This is a genomic window from Roseobacter sp. (assembly GCF_045106495.1).
Lineage (GTDB): Bacteria > Pseudomonadota > Alphaproteobacteria > Rhodobacterales > Rhodobacteraceae > Roseobacter.
The window spans coordinates 72,218-88,865 of record NZ_JBGCEQ010000004.1 but is presented as its reverse complement, the minus strand read 5'-3'; the positions used below and the strand labels follow the sequence as shown (position 1 = coordinate 88,865).

At 55.0% G+C, this 16,648-nt stretch carries 19 protein-coding genes and 1 pseudogene; 8 read left to right on the top strand and 12 right to left on the bottom strand.

Features of this window, described 5'->3' with window-relative positions:
- Positions 1 to 138, top strand: a pseudogene (locus tag AB8B75_RS04895) (S-(hydroxymethyl)glutathione dehydrogenase); the annotation flags it as partial.
- 77 nt (positions 139 to 215) lie between these two features.
- A complete protein-coding gene (locus AB8B75_RS04890; RefSeq protein WP_405360279.1) occupies positions 216 to 1,859 on the top strand; it encodes a hypothetical protein in 1,644 nt (547 codons plus the stop codon).
- A gap of 473 nt (positions 1,860 to 2,332) precedes the next feature.
- Here AB8B75_RS04890 and ureG read toward each other — a convergent pair whose 3' ends face one another.
- The 12 genes from ureG to AB8B75_RS04830 all read right to left on the bottom strand — a co-directional run bounded on the left by ureG (position 2,333) and on the right by AB8B75_RS04830 (position 10,213).
- Positions 2,333 to 2,959 (bottom strand): urease accessory protein UreG, encoded by a 627-nt coding sequence (gene ureG, locus AB8B75_RS04885; RefSeq protein WP_405360278.1) that lies wholly within the window; start codon positions 2,957 to 2,959, stop codon positions 2,333 to 2,335.
- Positions 2,956 to 3,597 carry an urease accessory protein UreF gene (locus tag AB8B75_RS04880; protein WP_405360277.1) on the bottom strand — a complete coding sequence of 214 codons (642 nt, stop codon included), beginning with the start codon at positions 3,595 to 3,597 and terminating at the stop codon, positions 2,956 to 2,958. The genes ureG and AB8B75_RS04880 overlap by 4 nt, the downstream gene beginning before the upstream one ends.
- Positions 3,587 to 4,075, bottom strand: coding sequence for an urease accessory protein UreE (locus AB8B75_RS04875; protein ID WP_405360276.1), 489 nt, complete (start codon positions 4,073 to 4,075; stop codon positions 3,587 to 3,589). Before AB8B75_RS04875 ends, AB8B75_RS04880 begins: the two co-directional genes overlap by 11 nt.
- A gap of 8 nt (positions 4,076 to 4,083) precedes the next feature.
- On the bottom strand, positions 4,084 to 5,793 hold the full coding sequence (gene ureC, locus AB8B75_RS04870; RefSeq protein WP_405360275.1) for an urease subunit alpha: 1,710 nt from the start codon (positions 5,791 to 5,793) through the stop codon (positions 4,084 to 4,086).
- Positions 5,794 to 5,806: 13 nt separating this feature from the next.
- On the bottom strand, positions 5,807 to 6,259 hold the full coding sequence (locus tag AB8B75_RS04865; protein ID WP_405360274.1) for a hypothetical protein: 453 nt from the start codon (positions 6,257 to 6,259) through the stop codon (positions 5,807 to 5,809).
- On the bottom strand, positions 6,256 to 6,660 hold the full coding sequence (locus AB8B75_RS04860; protein WP_405360273.1) for a carboxymuconolactone decarboxylase family protein: 405 nt from the start codon (positions 6,658 to 6,660) through the stop codon (positions 6,256 to 6,258). Before AB8B75_RS04860 ends, AB8B75_RS04865 begins: the two co-directional genes overlap by 4 nt.
- Entirely contained in the window at positions 6,660 to 7,481 is an 822-nt protein-coding gene (locus AB8B75_RS04855) for a cyclase family protein (protein ID WP_405360272.1), read from the bottom strand. Before AB8B75_RS04855 ends, AB8B75_RS04860 begins: the two co-directional genes overlap by 1 nt.
- Before the next feature lie 27 nt (positions 7,482 to 7,508).
- Positions 7,509 to 7,814 carry an urease subunit beta gene (locus tag AB8B75_RS04850; protein ID WP_405360270.1) on the bottom strand — a complete coding sequence of 102 codons (306 nt, stop codon included), beginning with the start codon at positions 7,812 to 7,814 and terminating at the stop codon, positions 7,509 to 7,511.
- A 9-nt stretch (positions 7,815 to 7,823) separates the two neighbouring features.
- Positions 7,824 to 8,126 carry an urease subunit gamma gene (locus AB8B75_RS04845; protein WP_405360269.1) on the bottom strand — a complete coding sequence of 101 codons (303 nt, stop codon included), beginning with the start codon at positions 8,124 to 8,126 and terminating at the stop codon, positions 7,824 to 7,826.
- A 3-nt stretch (positions 8,127 to 8,129) separates the two neighbouring features.
- Complete coding sequence (locus tag AB8B75_RS04840) at positions 8,130 to 8,945, bottom strand: urease accessory protein UreD (protein ID WP_405360268.1); 816 nt, start codon at positions 8,943 to 8,945, stop codon at positions 8,130 to 8,132.
- A gap of 174 nt (positions 8,946 to 9,119) precedes the next feature.
- Positions 9,120 to 9,926, bottom strand: coding sequence for an N-acyl homoserine lactonase family protein (locus AB8B75_RS04835; protein ID WP_405360267.1), 807 nt, complete (start codon positions 9,924 to 9,926; stop codon positions 9,120 to 9,122).
- The gene (locus AB8B75_RS04830) at positions 9,923 to 10,213 is read right to left on the bottom strand and encodes a putative quinol monooxygenase (protein WP_405360265.1); all 291 of its coding nucleotides are present in this window, start codon (positions 10,211 to 10,213) and stop codon (positions 9,923 to 9,925) included. Before AB8B75_RS04830 ends, AB8B75_RS04835 begins: the two co-directional genes overlap by 4 nt.
- 135 nt (positions 10,214 to 10,348) lie before the next feature.
- Here AB8B75_RS04830 and AB8B75_RS04825 point away from each other — a divergent pair, with 135 nt between their 5' ends.
- The 6 genes from AB8B75_RS04825 (at position 10,349) to AB8B75_RS04800 (ending at position 16,536) form a co-directional block, all read left to right on the top strand.
- On the top strand, positions 10,349 to 11,437 hold the full coding sequence (locus AB8B75_RS04825) for an isocitrate/isopropylmalate dehydrogenase family protein (RefSeq protein ID WP_405360263.1): 1,089 nt from the start codon (positions 10,349 to 10,351) through the stop codon (positions 11,435 to 11,437).
- The gene (locus AB8B75_RS04820; protein WP_405360261.1) at positions 11,437 to 12,459 is read left to right on the top strand and encodes a Gfo/Idh/MocA family protein; all 1,023 of its coding nucleotides are present in this window, start codon (positions 11,437 to 11,439) and stop codon (positions 12,457 to 12,459) included. Before AB8B75_RS04825 ends, AB8B75_RS04820 begins: the two co-directional genes overlap by 1 nt.
- A 421-nt stretch (positions 12,460 to 12,880) precedes the next feature.
- On the top strand, positions 12,881 to 13,837 hold the full coding sequence (gene ltnD / locus AB8B75_RS04815; RefSeq protein ID WP_405360284.1) for an L-threonate dehydrogenase: 957 nt from the start codon (positions 12,881 to 12,883) through the stop codon (positions 13,835 to 13,837).
- A gap of 19 nt (positions 13,838 to 13,856) precedes the next feature.
- Complete coding sequence (gene otnK / locus AB8B75_RS04810) at positions 13,857 to 15,125, top strand: 3-oxo-tetronate kinase (RefSeq protein WP_405360282.1); 1,269 nt, start codon at positions 13,857 to 13,859, stop codon at positions 15,123 to 15,125.
- Positions 15,122 to 15,772, top strand: a complete 651-nt coding sequence (locus AB8B75_RS04805) for an aldolase (protein ID WP_405360259.1) — start codon at positions 15,122 to 15,124, stop codon at positions 15,770 to 15,772. The genes otnK and AB8B75_RS04805 overlap by 4 nt, the downstream gene beginning before the upstream one ends.
- Positions 15,772 to 16,536: a hydroxypyruvate isomerase family protein gene (locus AB8B75_RS04800; RefSeq protein ID WP_405360281.1), complete on the top strand. Its 765-nt coding sequence runs from the start codon at positions 15,772 to 15,774 to the stop codon at positions 16,534 to 16,536. Before AB8B75_RS04805 ends, AB8B75_RS04800 begins: the two co-directional genes overlap by 1 nt.
- Positions 16,537 to 16,648: the final 112 nt, after the last annotated feature.

The following is a 16,648-nucleotide window of genomic DNA, read 5'->3' as shown; positions in this document are numbered from 1 at the left end:
AAGATCGTCGATTGGTACATGGACGGCAAGATCGAGATCGACCCGATGATCACCCACAAACTGACGCTGGACGAGATCAACCACGGCTTCGACCTGATGCACCAGGGAAAGTCCATCCGCGCCGTCGTGGAGTTTTGAGGGTTTCTACGACTTAGATAGATTACCCGATCATGATAAGCTCCCAATAAACGACGGGGATTTGACGGGGTGAACACATGCAAAATTTTGATCTTGGGACCTATACCAGAAACATTACAACCGCTTCGGATGCCGCCCAGCGTTGTTTTGATGCCGGTCTGATCTGGCTTTTTGGCTATAACCACGAGGCCGCTGCATCCTGTTTCGAAAGTGCGATTGAAGCGGACCCGAGATGCGGCATTGCGCATTGGGGCATCGCCTATGCTGTGGGGCCGAACTACAACAAGCCTTGGGAATTTTTTGATCCCGCAGAGCGCGAGGCGACCCTAACCCGAGCGCATGCGGCGTTGGCAATGGCGAAGGATCTAAGCCCGCAGCTTTCAACAGTAGAGGTCGCCTTGATTGATGCGCTGGCGCAGCGTTTCCCCGATGATCCTACCATCGAAGACTATGCGCCGTGGAATGACGCATTTTCGGATGCCATGCGTGTGGTCTATGAGGCGCACAAAGAGGATCTCGATGTGGTGTGTCTTTTCGCCGAGGCCTTGATGAACCGAACGCCGTGGCTCTTGTGGGATCTGACTACAGGTACGCCGCGAGAAGGGGCCTCGACCCTCGAAGCGCAAGCTGCTTTGGAAACAGCGTTTGATACCTTGCCCGGTGCCTGGGATCATCCGGGGCTTTTGCACATGTATATCCATCTGATGGAAATGTCGCCCTTTCCGGAGCGGGCCTTGCGCCACGGTGATCGGCTGGTCGACCTTGTGCCCGACAGCGGTCATCTGGTGCATATGGCCACACATATTGATGTGCTGTGCGGCGACTACCAGAACGTAGTGTGGCGCAACAGGCGGGCGGCAGAAGTGGACCGCTTGTATGAAGCGCTCGCCGGTGGTGAAAACTTCTACACAGTCTACCGCATCCACAATGTGCATTTCGAAGCCTATGGTGCGATGTTTCTGGGCCAGCCTGACGTCGCCCTAGCAGCGTCAGAAAGATTGATCGAGATGTTGCCGGACAACGTGGTGCGCTATTTGCCCGATTTGTTTGAATCCTTTTGGGGCAAGAAAATCCACGTGATGGTTCGCTTCGGGCTATGGCAAGAAATCCTTGATGAACCATTTCCGGAAGACGCGGAGCTCTTCAGCTATACGACGGCGGCCATGCGACAGGCCCGGGTCATCGCTTTGGCCAATCTGGGGCAGATCGATGCGGCACGCACTGAGCGTGAAAAGGCCAGGGCGGCCCTCTCCTCAGTGCAAGAAACGCGCATGGTCTTTAATAATTTTGCCTCTGATGTCCTCAGCGTTGGCCATGCTATGATGGAGGGCGAATTGGCTTTCAAATCCGGGGATCAGGACGCAGGCATCGCCCATCTGCGCCAATCCGTCGCCTTGGACGACGCGCTGCTTTATGATGAACCATGGGGCTGGATGCAGCCAACCCGCCACGCTCTGGGCGCATTGTTGATGGAGATGCAACAGTTTGAAGAGGCGGAAGCTGTCTATCGTGCCGATCTCGGTCTGGATGAGACACTGGCGCGCGCCTGCCAACACCCGAGAAACGTCTGGTCGTTACATGGGCTACACGAATGCCTGATGCGGCGCGGTGCTGTAACGGAGGCCAGACATATCAAGCAGCAACTTGATCAGGCGCAGGCACGCGCAACGGTGCCGATCCGCGCATCCTGTTTCTGTCGCAATTCATTCAAGGTGGCGTGATATGCCCAACCTGACGGAGATTTCTAAATTGCGAACAGTATGGTCAAAACGCCGATTAATGGACCAGGCATCAGTTCCTTGCCGCCGCAAGGCACAGGTCCGTTGAAGAGGATCAGTCACATACTGTCGGTCTTTGGTACGCGGTCGATCGTGAGAACACCGATCTCAGGACCAATTGAAGGCACACGGTTCAATCATCCACTGGTTTTAGCTTAGCCAACGCTGTGAGATGTGGGTTGCGCGAAACTTACAACTTCAAGGGGTTTCAACGATTCCCAAATCGCGCATCGTCAGGTTTTGGAAAAGCTATTGATATCTCACGAGGCTATAGGGGGCATACTTATTCAATTTCTTTACAAATGGTTAAAACGCAAACCTCTTGTTCTGGATTACCATAGTTGGTGTGCGACAAATTTGCGCGCGTGGTTCTAACCTGGCAAGGCTGTTTATTTGAGGAACCCTTCTGGGCCCGGCTACACCGCCACAAGACCGAGGCCGGAAATTGCCTTCAGGGTGTCGATGACAGCGTCCACGCCTTCGCCGTGCTTCAGCGAGGTGAAAATAAACGGGCGTCCAGCGCGCATTTTGGTGGCGTCTCGTTTCATGACCTCAAGCGATGCACCAACGTGGGGGGCGAGATCAGTTTTATTGATGATCAGAATGTCCGAGCGCGTGATCGCGGGCCCGCCCTTGCGCGGGATCTCTTCGCCGGCCGCCACATCAATCACGTAAAGCGTGACATCTGCCAGTTCGGGCGAAAAAGTTGCACTCAGGTTGTCCCCGCCGCTTTCGATCAGAATCGCCTCAACGTCGGGATGCCGGGTCTGCATCTCGGCGACCGCTGCAAGATTGATCGAGGCGTCTTCGCGGATCGCAGTATGCGGGCAACCGCCCGTTTCGACACCTATGATGCGATCACTTGGCAGGATTTGCATGCGCACCAACGCGTCTGCATCTTCCTGCGTGTAAATGTCATTGGTGATCACACCGATCGAATGATGCGGGCTCAATGCGCGGGCCAGGTTCGCCGTCAGTGTCGTTTTTCCTGCGCCAACGGGGCCGCCGATTCCAATGCGAAGGGGGCCGTTCAAACTGGTCATGTGCGGAATACCTTTGAGTATTGAACTTCATGTTGCATGGCAGCGATATCGGCGGCGAAGCACTGTGAATAGAGCTCGGTATCGGGCATCTTCATTGCTTTGTCTGCTGTGATTTGGATGAGCGGCGCCAGTTTTGCCAAAAGCGCTTGTCCTTCCGTCTGACCGAGAGGTACCAGCCGGACGGCAGCTGAGATCAGATTGGCAGCAAAAGCGTGCAGATACATGCTTGCTGCCAGAGCGAGCGGGATGTTACTTTTGCTGGCCGCATGTCCCACGGCAACCGGATATGTCAACGTTCCAAGTTGCGTTCCCCATACCGCCTCGACTGTCCGACAAAAAGCGGCGCCTTGCTGATCTGTTTCCAACAGACGTTCAGCGCTGGCAGCAAAGGCGCGCGCGGTTGCATCGACCAGATGTATCGCATCAGGTTCGGCCACATAGGCGGCGGACAAAAATGCAGCATCAGTCTGTCCGCCACCCTCGCATATCAGATCGGTCAGCCACAGTTCCAAATCGTGGATGCCTCGGAGTGCGCCTGTCTCAATCGCAGTTTCAAGCCCATGAGAATAGGCAAAAGCGCCAACTGGAAAACCAGGAGACAACCATTGGGTCAGCGTCAGAAGTGCGTCAGTGGTCATGTGCGTGTACGTGTGTTGTTTCCGGGCCATGCTGCGCGTTGTGGTCGTGACCGTGCGTGCGACCGTGGCCATAGGCGCCGCCCTCCGGGGTAAAGGGCCGGGTGATCTGGTGCACATGCGCACCGAGTTTTTCGAGCATTTGGGCCATGACATGGTTTTGTTGAATGAACAGACGATCTTCCTCGATCTGGCAAGGCGTGTGTCGGTTGCCAATGTGCCAGGCAATGCGGTGCAGATCACGACCAGTAATCTCCAGTAACGGCTCTGGTGCGGCTCTGACACCGATCCGCATACCGTCGGTGGTCTCGAGCACATCGCCTTCTCCAAGCGACATCGTTTTGGGCAAGTCCACAAGCACGTCCAGACCGTTCTGTGTTTTGATAACTTTGCGACGCAAAAACCGGGCGTCATAATCCAGCGTCACGTAGTCCGCGACATTGGTGCCGTTTAGGATAACCTTTTGCGCCGTTGGTAACATAAAGAACCTCAGAACAGGAAATAGCGCTGTGCCATGGGTAACACTTCGGCGGGTTGGCAGGTGAGCAATTCACCGTCGGCACGCACTTCGTAAGTTTCCGGGTTGACCTCGATTTGGGGTAGAGCATCGTTGAGGATAAGATCTTTTTTCCCGATATTGCGTGTGTTTTTCACTGCAATCACGTCCTTGTTTAACCCCAACGATTTACCGATACCTGCGGCTTCTGCTGCAGCGCTGACAAAAGTAACCGCAGAGCGTTCAACCGACCGGCCAAAGCTGCCGAACATGGGGCGCGTGTAAACTGGTTGCGGGGTTGGAATAGAGGCATTCGGGTCGCCCATTTGCGCACAGACAATTGTCCCGGCCATCAGGACCATCTCCGGTTTCACGCCAAAGAAAGCAGGGTTCCAAAGCACCAGATCCGCACGTTTACCTTGTTCGATTGAGCCGATTTCGTGGGAAATACCATGCGCAATTGCCGGGTTGATGGTATATTTTGAAATATACCTGCGTACGCGAACATTGTCGTTTTCACCCGTTTCTTCTGCCAGACGCCCGCGTTGTTTGCGCATTTTATCCGCTGTTTGCCAGGTGCGGATCAATACTTCCCCCACCCGCCCCATGGCTTGGCTGTCGGATGCAATGATCGAGAACGCGCCCATATCATGCAAGATGTCTTCGGCAGCAATGGTTTCGCGCCGGATCCGACTTTCGGCAAAGGCCACATCTTCTGGAATGGATTTGTCCAGATGATGGCAGACCATCAGCATGTCCAGATGTTCCTCAAGAGTGTTCACCGTGAAAGGGCGCGTCGGATTGGTGGAGGACGGCAACACATTGGCATCGCCGCATATTTTGATGATGTCAGGCGCATGACCGCCCCCGGCACCCTCGGTGTGAAAAGCGTGAATGGTCCGGCCTTTCATCGCGGCGACGGTATTTTCGACAAATCCGCTTTCATTCAGCGTGTCCGTGTGGATCATCACCTGTACATCCATGTCGTCGGCCACGGATAAACAACAATCAATTGCAGCCGGTGTCGTGCCCCAGTCTTCATGCAGTTTCAGCGCGCAAGCGCCACCTTCGACCATCTCCACAAGAGCAGCGGGTTGACTGGCATTGCCCTTGCCGGAGACGCCGATATTCATGGCAAACCCATCAATACCTTGCAGCATCCTTCCGATGTGCCAGGGGCCCGGTGTGCAAGTGGTTGCAAGGGTTCCGTGCGCGGGTCCAGTACCGCCACCCAATTGTGTCGTGATCCCCGAGTGCAGCGCATCTTCGATTTGTTGCGGACAGATGAAATGAATGTGGCTGTCAAAACCGCCGGCCGTCAGGATTTTTCCTTCACCCGCGATCGCCTCGGTCCCAGGACCAACGATAATATCCACGCCTGGCTGGGTATCTGGGTTGCCGGCTTTGCCTATCTTGTGAATGCGACCGTCTTTCAGTCCCACGTCTGCCTTGTATATGCCGGTGTGATCGACGATCAACGCGTTGGTTATGACCGTATCCACGGCCCCACCTGCGCGCGTGACCTGAGATTGGCCCATACCGTCCCGGATGACCTTGCCGCCACCAAACTTGACCTCTTCGCCGTAGGTGGTCAGGTCGCGGTCCACCTCAATCACCAGATCCGTATCGGCAAGCCTGACCTTGTCGCCTGTTGTGGGGCCGAACATGGCGGCGTAACTGCTGCGGGGGATAGTTGTTGGCATGAATTTTCCTTTGTCAGACGATGTCGTTTACAAGAAGCCAGAACGCGATAGAAGCACTGCAGGCGAACACCCAAAATGCGCCGGATGTCAGCTCAATCGCGCGTCTCAAAAGAGGGTGTGCCCCATCCAGTCGATTAAACCCGAGAGCATTGGATTCAAGTAATTCAGTTTCCACTTGCTTGAGGTGTTCAACAGAACTGGAAATGACAAAATAGAGCGTCAAGCATCGCAGTCCCGCAAGAGAAACGATCGCGAAAGGGATAAAGCTGACATATATCTGCGCCCGTTCAATGCCTTCTGTCAGTCCTGATATGGAAAATGAGGCAAAGGCCGCGGCACCGGCAATTGCAAACCGTTCCGTTGCGGTGACTAGCGAAATATAGTGCCTAATGGTCGTGCCGATTTCTTTGTACTCAGCCAAGGCAAAGTCGCGTTCGAACTCCGGGTTGGTCAGATCGCTGCTCATGTATGGACCTTGCGGAACGCGTCATCGACCGGCACTTGAAGACCCGTCACCAAGCCGTTGGTCTGCATGGCCATTCCGATCACGCTGAGTAACTCGCCATGTTGATCGGATGTCATGCCTTTGGCCGATGCGGCGGCTGTATGAGAATGCACGCAATATTCACAACCGTTCGCTGTCGAGACTGCGATATATATCATTTCCTTGACCAAAGGATCGAGCGTTCCAGGTCCCATCGCGACCTTCAACCTGTCCCAGGTTGCCGCCAAAAGTACCGGGTCGTTGGCCAGTGCGCGCCAGAAATTGTTGATGAAATCCGTATCGCGGGTGGTTCGAATGTCATCGAAAACAGCCAGCACCTCGGCGCTGGCCGCGTCATCTGATATGAGCGGAACGGTTGCCATTACACCATCGCGAAAATGCGGGCAGGGCCGCCAGATCCGCCAACATGATTGGGTGCGCCGACCACCAGCGTGGCACCGGCCGCAGGCACCTGATCAAGACCAGCGAGATTTTCGATGCCGTAACGACCTGCGGGTAGCCAGGCATAGTGCGTGGCAAAATCGGGCGAAGGGCCATGATCCAGTGACAAGGTGTCGACGGCCATGGCAACAGCAGTTGTTTCTTCCAAAAGCATTTGTGTCGCTTCGATATGAAAGCCGGGGAAGTGTTTCACATCTTCCGCATCACTGCCCACATAGTCGGGACCCGCAGTCTTCGCGGCCCAACCGGAATGCATGGCAATGCAGGCCTTGTCAGGGATCGCCCCGTTGGCTGCAATCCATGCTTTCAAGTCGTCCGGTGTCACTTGCGCGTCCGCGTCGTCCGCGGCCTTTGCTGCAATGTCAATCACACAGAGCGGCACAACCAGATCGCTCACCGGGATTTCATCCACGGAATTGCCATCGGCCGAGAAATGCAGCGGCGCGTCAATATGTGTTGCGGTGTGCTCATTGATATTAAGGTTGAACAAGTTGAACCCGTTTTCGGCGAAGTTGAATTGCTGCTCCATCGAGATACCCGGCACCCCAAAAAAGGTCGGAAATTCAGGGCTCAGCTTGTGCGTCATATCGATAACGCCGCCGTGTCCCGCCGCCATCGCAGGTGGTGTTGACGCCATCACTCCAAGGGTTGCTGTTGCACCAACTGCGGCGGTTGTTTTGAAGAAATCGCGCCGCGACAACATTTTTTCCTTCACCGAATTTATCACACAGATATCACACATGTTTCTTCCTCCTCCAAAAGTGAGCTATCAAAGGTCGCCCATAACTTGCTGGTTAAAGCCGAAAACGCGGCGCGCACCGGATAGAGGTATGAGTTGCACCTCTCGGCGTTGCCCAGGCTCAAAACGCACTGCCGTGCCTGCCGCGATATCCAGCCGCGTGCCCCGCGCGGCGGTGCGGTCAAACTCCAGCGATGGGTTGCTTTCGGCAAAGTGATAGTGGCTGCCTACCTGAACAGGCCTGTCACCGGTATTGGCGACCATGAGCGTGATGGCTTCGGCGCTTGCATTGAGAGTGATGTCGCCCTCTGCGACCATGATTTCTCCGGGGATCATCTGCGCCTCCTAGCGGATCGGATTGTGGACAGTCACAAGCTTGGTGCCATCGGGAAAGGTGGCCTCAACCTGCACGTCATGGATCATTTCGGGCACGCCCTCCATGCACTGGTCGCGTGTGATGATTTCCGCGCCAGCCTGCATCATGTCGGCGACGGATCGTCCGTCCCGTGCGCCTTCGACAACAGCGTCGGTGATCAAAGCAATGGCTTCGGGATAATTCAGTTTTACGCCGCGCGCGAGACGGCGGCGCGCAACTTCGGCGGCCATGGCGACCAGCAGTTTGTCTTTTTCACGCGGGGTCAGCTGCATAGCCTATAGTCTCCAGCATTTGGGTAATTGGGTGTTGGTCAAATGATCCAGTACAGGAACAAGATGTTTGCGCAGGTCAAACCCGTCGCCGGCCAGCAGACGCGCGACCAGCACACCCGGGCGCAGCAAGCTCGCACCGCCGCAGCTTCCGATCATGGCGCGCAAGGGGGCGATATGCGCTTCCGCCTCTGGGGCGACCAGCACAAGGCTCGCCATTGCGCGTGCGCCATCAGCGATCGCAGGGCGATCAAGCTGTGCGGCCACATTGCCGCGCAGCGACAGTCCATCTCGATAAATCACGGTGCCCCCGTGTTTGATGCTGATCTGGTCGTCAAAACTCATGTCGCGAACGTCTTCACCCATGGCGCGACGCCCGAACAGCACGGGTTCAACCATCAGGAAACGGGCATTGTTTGCCACTTCCACATCCAGTCGCCGACGCAAAGCGCATCCATCATAGAGTATTGTTTCTTGCGGCAACCAATTGAGCCGGGCGCTCTCAACCACATTCAATTGCGTTATGAACTGACCGGTTTGCCCCGCCTGTGCGCGGTAGGCGCGTTCGGCGGCCTGGGTGGTCAAGGTCAACTCTGACCCTTCGCCTGCCGTTCCTGAGATCGTGAAGGCGTCGCCGCCTGTGATTCCGCCGGCTGTGTTGATCAGGACAGCTTCAAGGCGGCCAGTGCTGCGTGGGAATAGAACCTTGAGCGCGCCGGATTGGCGCAGGTCATCAATATGCGACCGACCCGAATGTGATTTGCTAGATACGCGCGCTGCGCCAATAGCACGCGGCTGGTCCAGCAATGTCGGTGTACGCATGAGCAATGAATGCAGCCTTCGGGCATTAGATCTTCAGACGTTAACTTTTCACGTCAAATTTCGTTTTACCACAGCGAATTTTGATATGGGCCGACACCTTCCATTTTCTGCCTGAAAAATGTGCAATGTAACGCTTTGCAGTCTCATCAACGGCCCGACGTTGGCCATTCAGTGTTATTGTCGGACCATCAACCTTGGATTTGTCGGCCCCTGATCCAGTCGCCAGATGTGATCTGCCATCGCTTGGGGGTAGGCTTGGGTGACAATAGGATCATGGCCCGGAACAATCAGTTCGCGCCGTGATGCAAGTGTCTCCAATCGATCAAACCCATCCAACATGTTTTGGAGATCGACAACAATGGGGAATGGTTTGCGCGCAAAAATATTCTCATAGTAGTGCGCTGCATCTGAGGCCAATACCATCCAGCCTGCTGAGGTTTGGACGCGGACGGCCTGTAACCCGCGGCTGTGACCGCCGATGCAATGTACGGTCACACCTTCGGCTATTTCCGCGTCCCCATCATGAAAGACAACCTGACCGGAATAGAGCCTTTTGACGGCCTCACAAATATGGTCCGCAGTGAACGGCATGCGCAGCACATCGTGACACATACAAGGCCCGGTCGCATAGGCCATTTCCGCTGCTTGCATATGCAGTTTCGCATTGGGAAACAGATGCAGACCCCCGGCGTGATCATAGTGCAAATGGGTAACGATGACACAGGTGATGTCTTCGGGCGTCAACCCAAGCGGCGCCAGCGATGTTACCGGATCCAGTCGGATCGGGCGCTCGCGCTGCGTCGCCTCTTCTATGTCATAGCCGGTATCGACCAGAATAACCTCTGAGCCGCGACGCAGAACCCACATGAAATAGTCCATCGGGTGGGGAGCATTATGGTTGTCGTCGAAAATGAAACTCTCGCGTCGCGTGCGCGCATTACGGTCCGCATATTTGACGGCAAAAACGTCCCATTCACTCATTGGATCACCTTTTGGTATGTTTTGACCGATTTTTCTGCGATCATGGAAGAAGTTGCAGCATCAAAAGTTTGAAAGTGGGTGGTTGTCAAATGCGCATCAAAAGCGGCAGCGTTGTCATATAATTCGTACAGAAAAACCTCGTTAGGCCGCATCGGGTCCGTGGCCACGTCGAACTGTCGACAACCTGTTTCCTGGGTCAAAGAAGTCGCGGCGTTTTGTTCCATGAGGGGCAAGAAATCCGCCAGACATTCTGATTTGATCGAAAAAGTGACAACGACTGCGAACATCTTTTACCTTAAGTCCAAAATCATAATTGAAATTACGCATAATTTAATGCATACATTAAAGGCGGCAATTTGGCCATCCTGTAAATGACGAAAACACATTTCCAACTCTGCAATTATTAAGGGAAGCGAAGATCAATGAAAGAAAATTATGACATCGCAGTCTTTCAAGGCGATGGAATTGGCCCCGAAATAATGGACCCGACCATAGCTATTCTGCGCGATTTGGGTCAAGCGAGCGGTTATAAATTCACCTTTAAAAATTGCCCGGCGGGTGCCGCACATTATGCGCAAACAGGTGATTCACTGCCGCAGGCCTCAATGGACACAGCGCGCAGTTCGGATGCGATTTTGTTGTCCGCCATGGGTCTGCCCTCCGTGAGGTATGAAGACGGGACGGAAATTTCGCCACAGATCGACCTGCGCAAAGCGCTCAACCTCTTTGCCGGTGTGAGGCCGGTTCGGATTTTCCCAGGCCAAAGGACACCTCTGAATATGCCCGATGGCAGAGAAGTGGATTTCGTTCTGATCCGAGAAAGTACGGAAGGGCTGTTTCACACGCAAGGCTGCGGCGAAGTCTCCGAGAATGAAGCGCGAGAAACACTTTTGATCACGCGCAAGACATCGGAGCTGTTGTTCAGGTTTGCCTTCAATTTGGCGCAGGAGCGCAAACAAGCTGGGCGCGGCGAAGGCCGTGTGACCTGTGTAGACAAAGCCAATGTCTTTCGCGCATTTGCGTTTTTCCGCGAAATCTTTGATCTCGAAGCAGCCAAGTATCCGGATTTGAAAAGCGACCACGCTTATGTGGACGCCACAGCCCTGTGGTTCGTACAAAAGCCATGGGATTTTGATGTTTTGGTCACGGAAAACATGTTTGGCGATATCTTGTCTGATCTGGGCGCGGGGCTTATGGGCGGATTGGGCGTCGCCCCGTCGGCCGACATTGGGTTGCACCATGCGGTCTTTCAACCCTGCCATGGATCGGCGCCAGATATTGCAGGACAGGGGATCGCGAACCCCTTTGCAATGATCTTGTCAGGGGCCATGATGCTGGAGTGGCTCGGATTACGCCACGATCATGCAGTGATGGTCGAGGATGGTGCGCGATTGCGTAGTGCAACGGAGGCAGTGATTGCCAAAGGCGACGTTCTGACAGGAGATCTGGGGGGATTTGCCACGACCGATGAGGCTGCAACTGCCGTGACTGCGGCACTGAGGGCAGGCTAATGTCGGTGGCACCTCTTCATGTAGCCTGTGTTGGTGCGGGGTATTTCAGTCAGTTTCACTACGGGGCCTGGGCGCGTCACCCAGATGTAGTATGTGTCGGGTCTACGGATCGCCAGATCGATGCCGCGAAATCTACGGGACTACCTGCGTTCAGCGATCTGAGCGTCATGCTTGCGGCGACCGAGCCAGACATTCTTGATGTGATCCTGCCCCCAGTGGCACACCGCGAAGCTGTGACAACGGCACTGGATATGGGCGTCAAAACTATCATCTGTCAAAAGCCGTTTTGCGCAGATTTACAAGAAGCGATAGCCCTCACGGACCATGCGGAACGTGTTGGCGCCCGGCTGATTGTTCATGAGAATTTTCGCTTTATGCCTTGGTACCGTGCCATCAAATCGGAAATAATTTCTGGTTGCATTGGTACGCCGCTGCAGGCCAGTTTCCGGCTGCGTCCTGGCGACGGGCAGGGGCCGGAGGCGTATCTGGACCGGCAGCCCTATGTTCAAAAAATGCCCAAATTCCTGATCCATGAAACTGGCGTTCATTGGATCGACACCTTCCGTTATCTCTTTGGTAACCCTACCGCTGTTTACGCAGATCTGCGTCAAATCAACCCCGCTATCAAAGGCGAAGACGCCGGGTTCGTGATCTTCGATCATCCAGAAGGTCTGCGCGCTCTTTTCGATGGCAACAGGCATTGCGATCACATGGCAGACAACCAACGCCGCACCATGGGTGAGGCCTTTTTCGAAGGCACAAAAGGCGTGATGACCCTCAAAGGAGATGGCAGCGTGAGCTTTCGCGCACATGGTGAGATGACGGCCCAATCGGTTTTACCGCCCGACAGTTGGGACGGGTTTGGAGGAGATTGCGTCTTTCATTTACAAAACCATGTGGTTGCCGGAATGCGCGGATTGGGGCCGTTTGAGAATGAAGCGCGGGACTATCTGGAGGTGATCCGCATCAAGGATGCGATTTACAGGTCGGCTGAAACGGGCCAAAAAATCTGGCTGACTTAGGGTTTCAAGGAACGTCGCTTATACCTTGGGCGCCTTGCTTTCATTTCATCTGACGGACAAGGTAAAAACCTTCGCACCAAGTGTTTTGATCCTGCCGCTGGATGCAGCAATTTTGATTGAGCCTTGCAAGTTGCTGTACCCGGGCACTCGCTCGAACCGCCAAAGCGGATAGGGGTCTGACAAGTACCCAATTCCGCCAGACACGGTTGCCCGTGCAAAAAGACTATGGATCATGCGATGGATCTAAATCCGATGCATGTCAGAGCCATGGGCGTTTCTCAGTTTAACCTTGCTTGCGTGACGCGTCGCCGTTTTCATTGAGATTGCGATAGGGGAGACAACTGCGTTTGGCCATTGCAAAGATCAGTTGGGTAAAAGCCATTTTATCGCTTTGCGATTTGGCCCATACTGCATCACAACGTTGCTCGAAGCGGAAAGCAGCGATCAAAATGGGGATTGGTTTATGGCGCAAAAAGTTGCGGTCATCGGTTTGGGATCAATGGGGTACGGGATCGCGTCCTCGGTGCGCAGAGCAGGGCATCAAACCCATGGGTTTGATGTGAATGCCGCGCGTGTTGCTGAATTTGTTGCCGAAGGCGGCGCGGCAGGTGATTTGGCGGAAATTGCAATTGATTTGGACGCGGTTGTCGTCGTTGTCCTGAACGCGGCGCAGACCGAAGACGTCCTCTTTGGCGCAGAGGGGGTCGTGCCCAAGATGAAACCCGGTTCAGTCGTGCTGGCCTGCGCTACGGTTCCGCCAGAAGTGGCACGCGACCTAGCCGCTCGCGCGCTGGCAAATGGCGTGCACTATTTGGACGGGCCGATTTCCGGTGGCGCGGCCAAGGCAGCGATGGGTCAATTGTCTGTTATGGCTTCTGGCAGTACTGCGACTTTTGCTGCAGCGCGCCCGGTGTTGGATGCAATGGCTGAGACGGTTTTTGAATTGGGCGAAACTGCGGGCGCAGGCTCCGCCATGAAGGCGGTAAACCAAATGCTTGCAGGCGTTCATATTGCCGCCATGGCCGAGGCGCTAACCTTTGGTATGACCCAGGGTATAAGTCCCGACGAGTTCGTCGATGTGATCAGCAAGTGCGCCGGTACAAGTTGGATGCTAGAAAACCGGGCCCCGCATATTGTGGCCGGCGATTACACGCCGCATAGTGCCGTTAATATCTGGCTCAAAGATCTGGGGATCGTGCTGGACATTGCCAAAGCGGACAGTTTCAGCGCACCGATCACAGCGGCGGCCTTGCAGCAATTCGTGGCAGCGGCGGGTCAGGGTTTTGGCGGCGAAGATGACGCTGCTGTTGCCAAAGTCTATGCGCGCAATGCTGGCATTGCTTTACCTAGTGTTGACCGACGTGCAGGTAGGAAATGAGCAACATGAACAAGCTGTTATGACGACGCTTTTGGGCTGCATTGCAGATGATTTCACCGGAGCCACTGATCTGGCTGGTTTACTGGCACGCAGCGGGGCCGAGGTGTCCTTGCGCATTGGCGTGCCCACCACTCCGCCAAAGGATACCGCTGCATTCGAGGTCATTGCGTTAAAATCGCGCACAGCGCCGGTGGACGCGGCCATTTTTGAGTGTCGTGCAGCGCTATCTTGGTTACAAGATTCTGGCGCAAAACGTTTTTTTTGGAAGTATTGCTCTACTTTCGACAGTACGTCGGAGGGGAATATAGGCCCAGTTTCAGAAGCTCTCATGGCCGACATTGGCACGTCGCAAACGATCTATTGCCCCGCTTTTCCAGAAAACGGACGTTCTATTTTCATGGGAAACTTGTTTGTTGGCCAACAGCCACTGGCAGAGAGCCCGATGAAAGACCATCCCTTGACGCCCATGCGCGATAGCAACCTGGTGCGATTGTTGGAGCCACAGGTGACTCAAAACGTTGGCTTGATCGACCGCTTGACAGTCGCACAGGGGCCCGATGCGATTGTGGCGGCGCTCAAGAAACTTGCAGACAGGGGCGTAGCGCATGTTGTGGTGGATGCCGTCGCTGACGAAGATCTTAAACATATCGCATCCGCATGCCGGACCATGCCTTTGCTGACGGGCGGCAGTGCCTTGGCCATGCCACTGCCTGCGCTCTATGAGCAAGCCGGTATTCTGCAAGCTCAAACCGAAGATGCTGACAGGCAAAGCATCGCGAAGGAAGCAATAATCTTGTCCGGCAGTTGCTCTGAGATGACTCGGGAGCAGGTCGCGCAGTATTGTCAAAAGGCTCCGGGGTTTCGCCTCGATCCTCTTGAGCTGGAGACAAAGGGGCCAAGTGCCGCATTGGCATGGCTCGCCTCACAACCGGTCGATGCAGCTCCTATTATATATGCGACAGCGGAACCGGAAGATGTGCGTGCTGCACAAGACAAACTCGGCACGGCGCGGGCTGGCGAAATCGTCGAAGCCGCTCTATCTCAGATCGCGATTGCCGCCCGTGACCGGGGTGTGCGCAGATTTGTTGTGGCGGGCGGCGAGACATCCGGCGCCGTGACCAAAGCCCTTGGTGTTGACAGGTTGCACATCGGGGCAGAAATCGCGCCAGGTGTGCCGTGGACCTTCAGCGAAAGCGCGGGACATGCCATCGCTTTGACTTTGAAATCCGGCAACTTTGGCGCCGAGGATTTTTTCGGTCAGGCCCTTTCAGTCCTCGATGCATCATGAGTCTTGACGCCGCACTCCGCGAACAAATGTGCTTGCTGGCAAAGTCGCTTTTTGACCGAGGCCTGACAGGTGGAAGCACCGGGAATATCTCTGCGCGCACTGCTGATGGTAGTTTACTTGTCTCGCCCACGGGTACAAGTTTTGGGCGGCTGGATCCTGCGCGTCTCAGCCATTTTGACGTACAGGGCAATCTCGTGGGAGGGGACGCGCCCACCAAGGAAATGCCTTTGCATTCAGCCTTCTACGATACGCGAAGCACTGCCGGCGCTGTGGTCCACTTGCATGCGTGTCACTCCGTTGCGTGGTCAATGATGCCGGGCGTTGACCCGGATAACTTTCTGCCGCCTCTGACACCCTATGCGATCATGAAACTGGGAAAGGTGAAACTTCTTCCGTTTTACCGGCCCGGTGATCCTGCAATGGGCGAGGCCGTGCGTGGGCTGGCGGGAAAGCGCAGCGCAGTTATGCTCGCCAACCATGGCCCGGTTGTTGCGGGCAAGGATATCGAGGCTGCATGCAATGCCATCGAAGAGCTTGAGGATACAGCGCGTCTGGCCATGCTGATGCGTGGATTTGATGCCAATATGCTTTCACAGGCTCAAGTGCGCGACCTTGTCACACAATTCGATGTGGAGTGGGATGATTGATCAGGTTTTCAGCTAACTTGGGGTTTCTCTGGACGGACAGGCCCTTGCCGGATGCCATTCATGCTGCAAAAGCTGCAGGATTTGATGCAGTTGAATGTCACTGGCCCTATGCGTTCCCTGCAGCTGAAGTGACCAACGCCCTCGAGGAAACCGGTCTGCCGATGTTGGGGTTGAACACGCGACGCGGCGATCTGGAGGCAGGCGAAAATGGCCTTTCTGCGTTGGTCGGACGGGAAACCGAGGCGCAGGAAGCTATTGACGAGGCCTTGGCCTATGCAGGGCAAACCGGCACCAGTGCGGTCCATGTGATGGCGGGTTTTGCGCAGGGCGCGGTGGCACAGGCATGTTTTGTTTCCAACCTGCAATATGCCTGCGAAAAGGCCGCGCCCTTGGGCATCAAAATTCTTCTAGAACCGCTCAATCGATATGATGCGCCTGGGTATTTTCTGACCACAACCGGGCAGGCGGAGGAGATTATTGCGGCCGTCGGATCGCCTGATCTCAAACTGATGTTTGACTGCTACCATGTGCAACTGATGCAAGGCGATTTGTCACACTCTTTGGAGCGTCTGTTGCCGCTTATTGGCCATATCCAATTTGCAAGTGTACCAGATCGGGGAACGCCGGATCATGGCGAAGTCAACTTTGCGCATGTTTTTCAACTGATACAATCATTGGGATACAAGCACCCACTTGGGGCAGAATACAAATCACCGCTGCCCACAGATCAGACCTTGGATTGGATGACAGCATTGAAACCGTGAGCCGTCTCTTTCGAGAATCAGCTCGCGGGTCTTTCCAAGACGAAAATGGATTTCGATGGTCTATGTTTGAAATTCGGACCGGTGACTAGTGCATGCTGAATCTGTTGATCGC

Bases quoted from the DNA above. Each gene is read 5' to 3' on its own strand.
- AB8B75_RS04845 (WP_405360269.1), bottom strand. From the start codon at position 8,126: ATGCAGCTGACCCCGCGTGAAAAAGACAAACTGCTGGTCGCCATGGCC.
- AB8B75_RS04865 (WP_405360274.1), bottom strand. From the start codon at position 6,259: ATGAGCAGCGATCTGACCAACCCGGAGTTCGAACGCGACTTTGCCTTG.
- AB8B75_RS04805 (WP_405360259.1), top strand. From the start codon at position 15,122: ATGAGTCTTGACGCCGCACTCCGCGAACAAATGTGCTTGCTGGCAAAG.
- AB8B75_RS04855 (WP_405360272.1), bottom strand. From the start codon at position 7,481: ATGTGTGATATCTGTGTGATAAATTCGGTGAAGGAAAAAATGTTGTCG.
- AB8B75_RS04890 (WP_405360279.1), top strand. From the start codon at position 216: ATGCAAAATTTTGATCTTGGGACCTATACCAGAAACATTACAACCGCT.
- ureC (WP_405360275.1), bottom strand. From the start codon at position 5,793: ATGCCAACAACTATCCCCCGCAGCAGTTACGCCGCCATGTTCGGCCCC.
- AB8B75_RS04850 (WP_405360270.1), bottom strand. From the start codon at position 7,814: ATGATCCCCGGAGAAATCATGGTCGCAGAGGGCGACATCACTCTCAAT.
- ureG (WP_405360278.1), bottom strand. From the start codon at position 2,959: ATGACCAGTTTGAACGGCCCCCTTCGCATTGGAATCGGCGGCCCCGTT.
- AB8B75_RS04830 (WP_405360265.1), bottom strand. From the start codon at position 10,213: ATGTTCGCAGTCGTTGTCACTTTTTCGATCAAATCAGAATGTCTGGCG.
- AB8B75_RS04840 (WP_405360268.1), bottom strand. From the start codon at position 8,945: ATGCGTACACCGACATTGCTGGACCAGCCGCGTGCTATTGGCGCAGCG.
- AB8B75_RS04860 (WP_405360273.1), bottom strand. From the start codon at position 6,660: ATGGCAACCGTTCCGCTCATATCAGATGACGCGGCCAGCGCCGAGGTG.
- otnK (WP_405360282.1), top strand. From the start codon at position 13,857: ATGACGACGCTTTTGGGCTGCATTGCAGATGATTTCACCGGAGCCACT.
- AB8B75_RS04880 (WP_405360277.1), bottom strand. From the start codon at position 3,597: ATGACCACTGACGCACTTCTGACGCTGACCCAATGGTTGTCTCCTGGT.
- AB8B75_RS04835 (WP_405360267.1), bottom strand. From the start codon at position 9,926: ATGAGTGAATGGGACGTTTTTGCCGTCAAATATGCGGACCGTAATGCG.
- AB8B75_RS04875 (WP_405360276.1), bottom strand. From the start codon at position 4,075: ATGTTACCAACGGCGCAAAAGGTTATCCTAAACGGCACCAATGTCGCG.
- AB8B75_RS04820 (WP_405360261.1), top strand. From the start codon at position 11,437: ATGTCGGTGGCACCTCTTCATGTAGCCTGTGTTGGTGCGGGGTATTTC.
- AB8B75_RS04825 (WP_405360263.1), top strand. From the start codon at position 10,349: ATGAAAGAAAATTATGACATCGCAGTCTTTCAAGGCGATGGAATTGGC.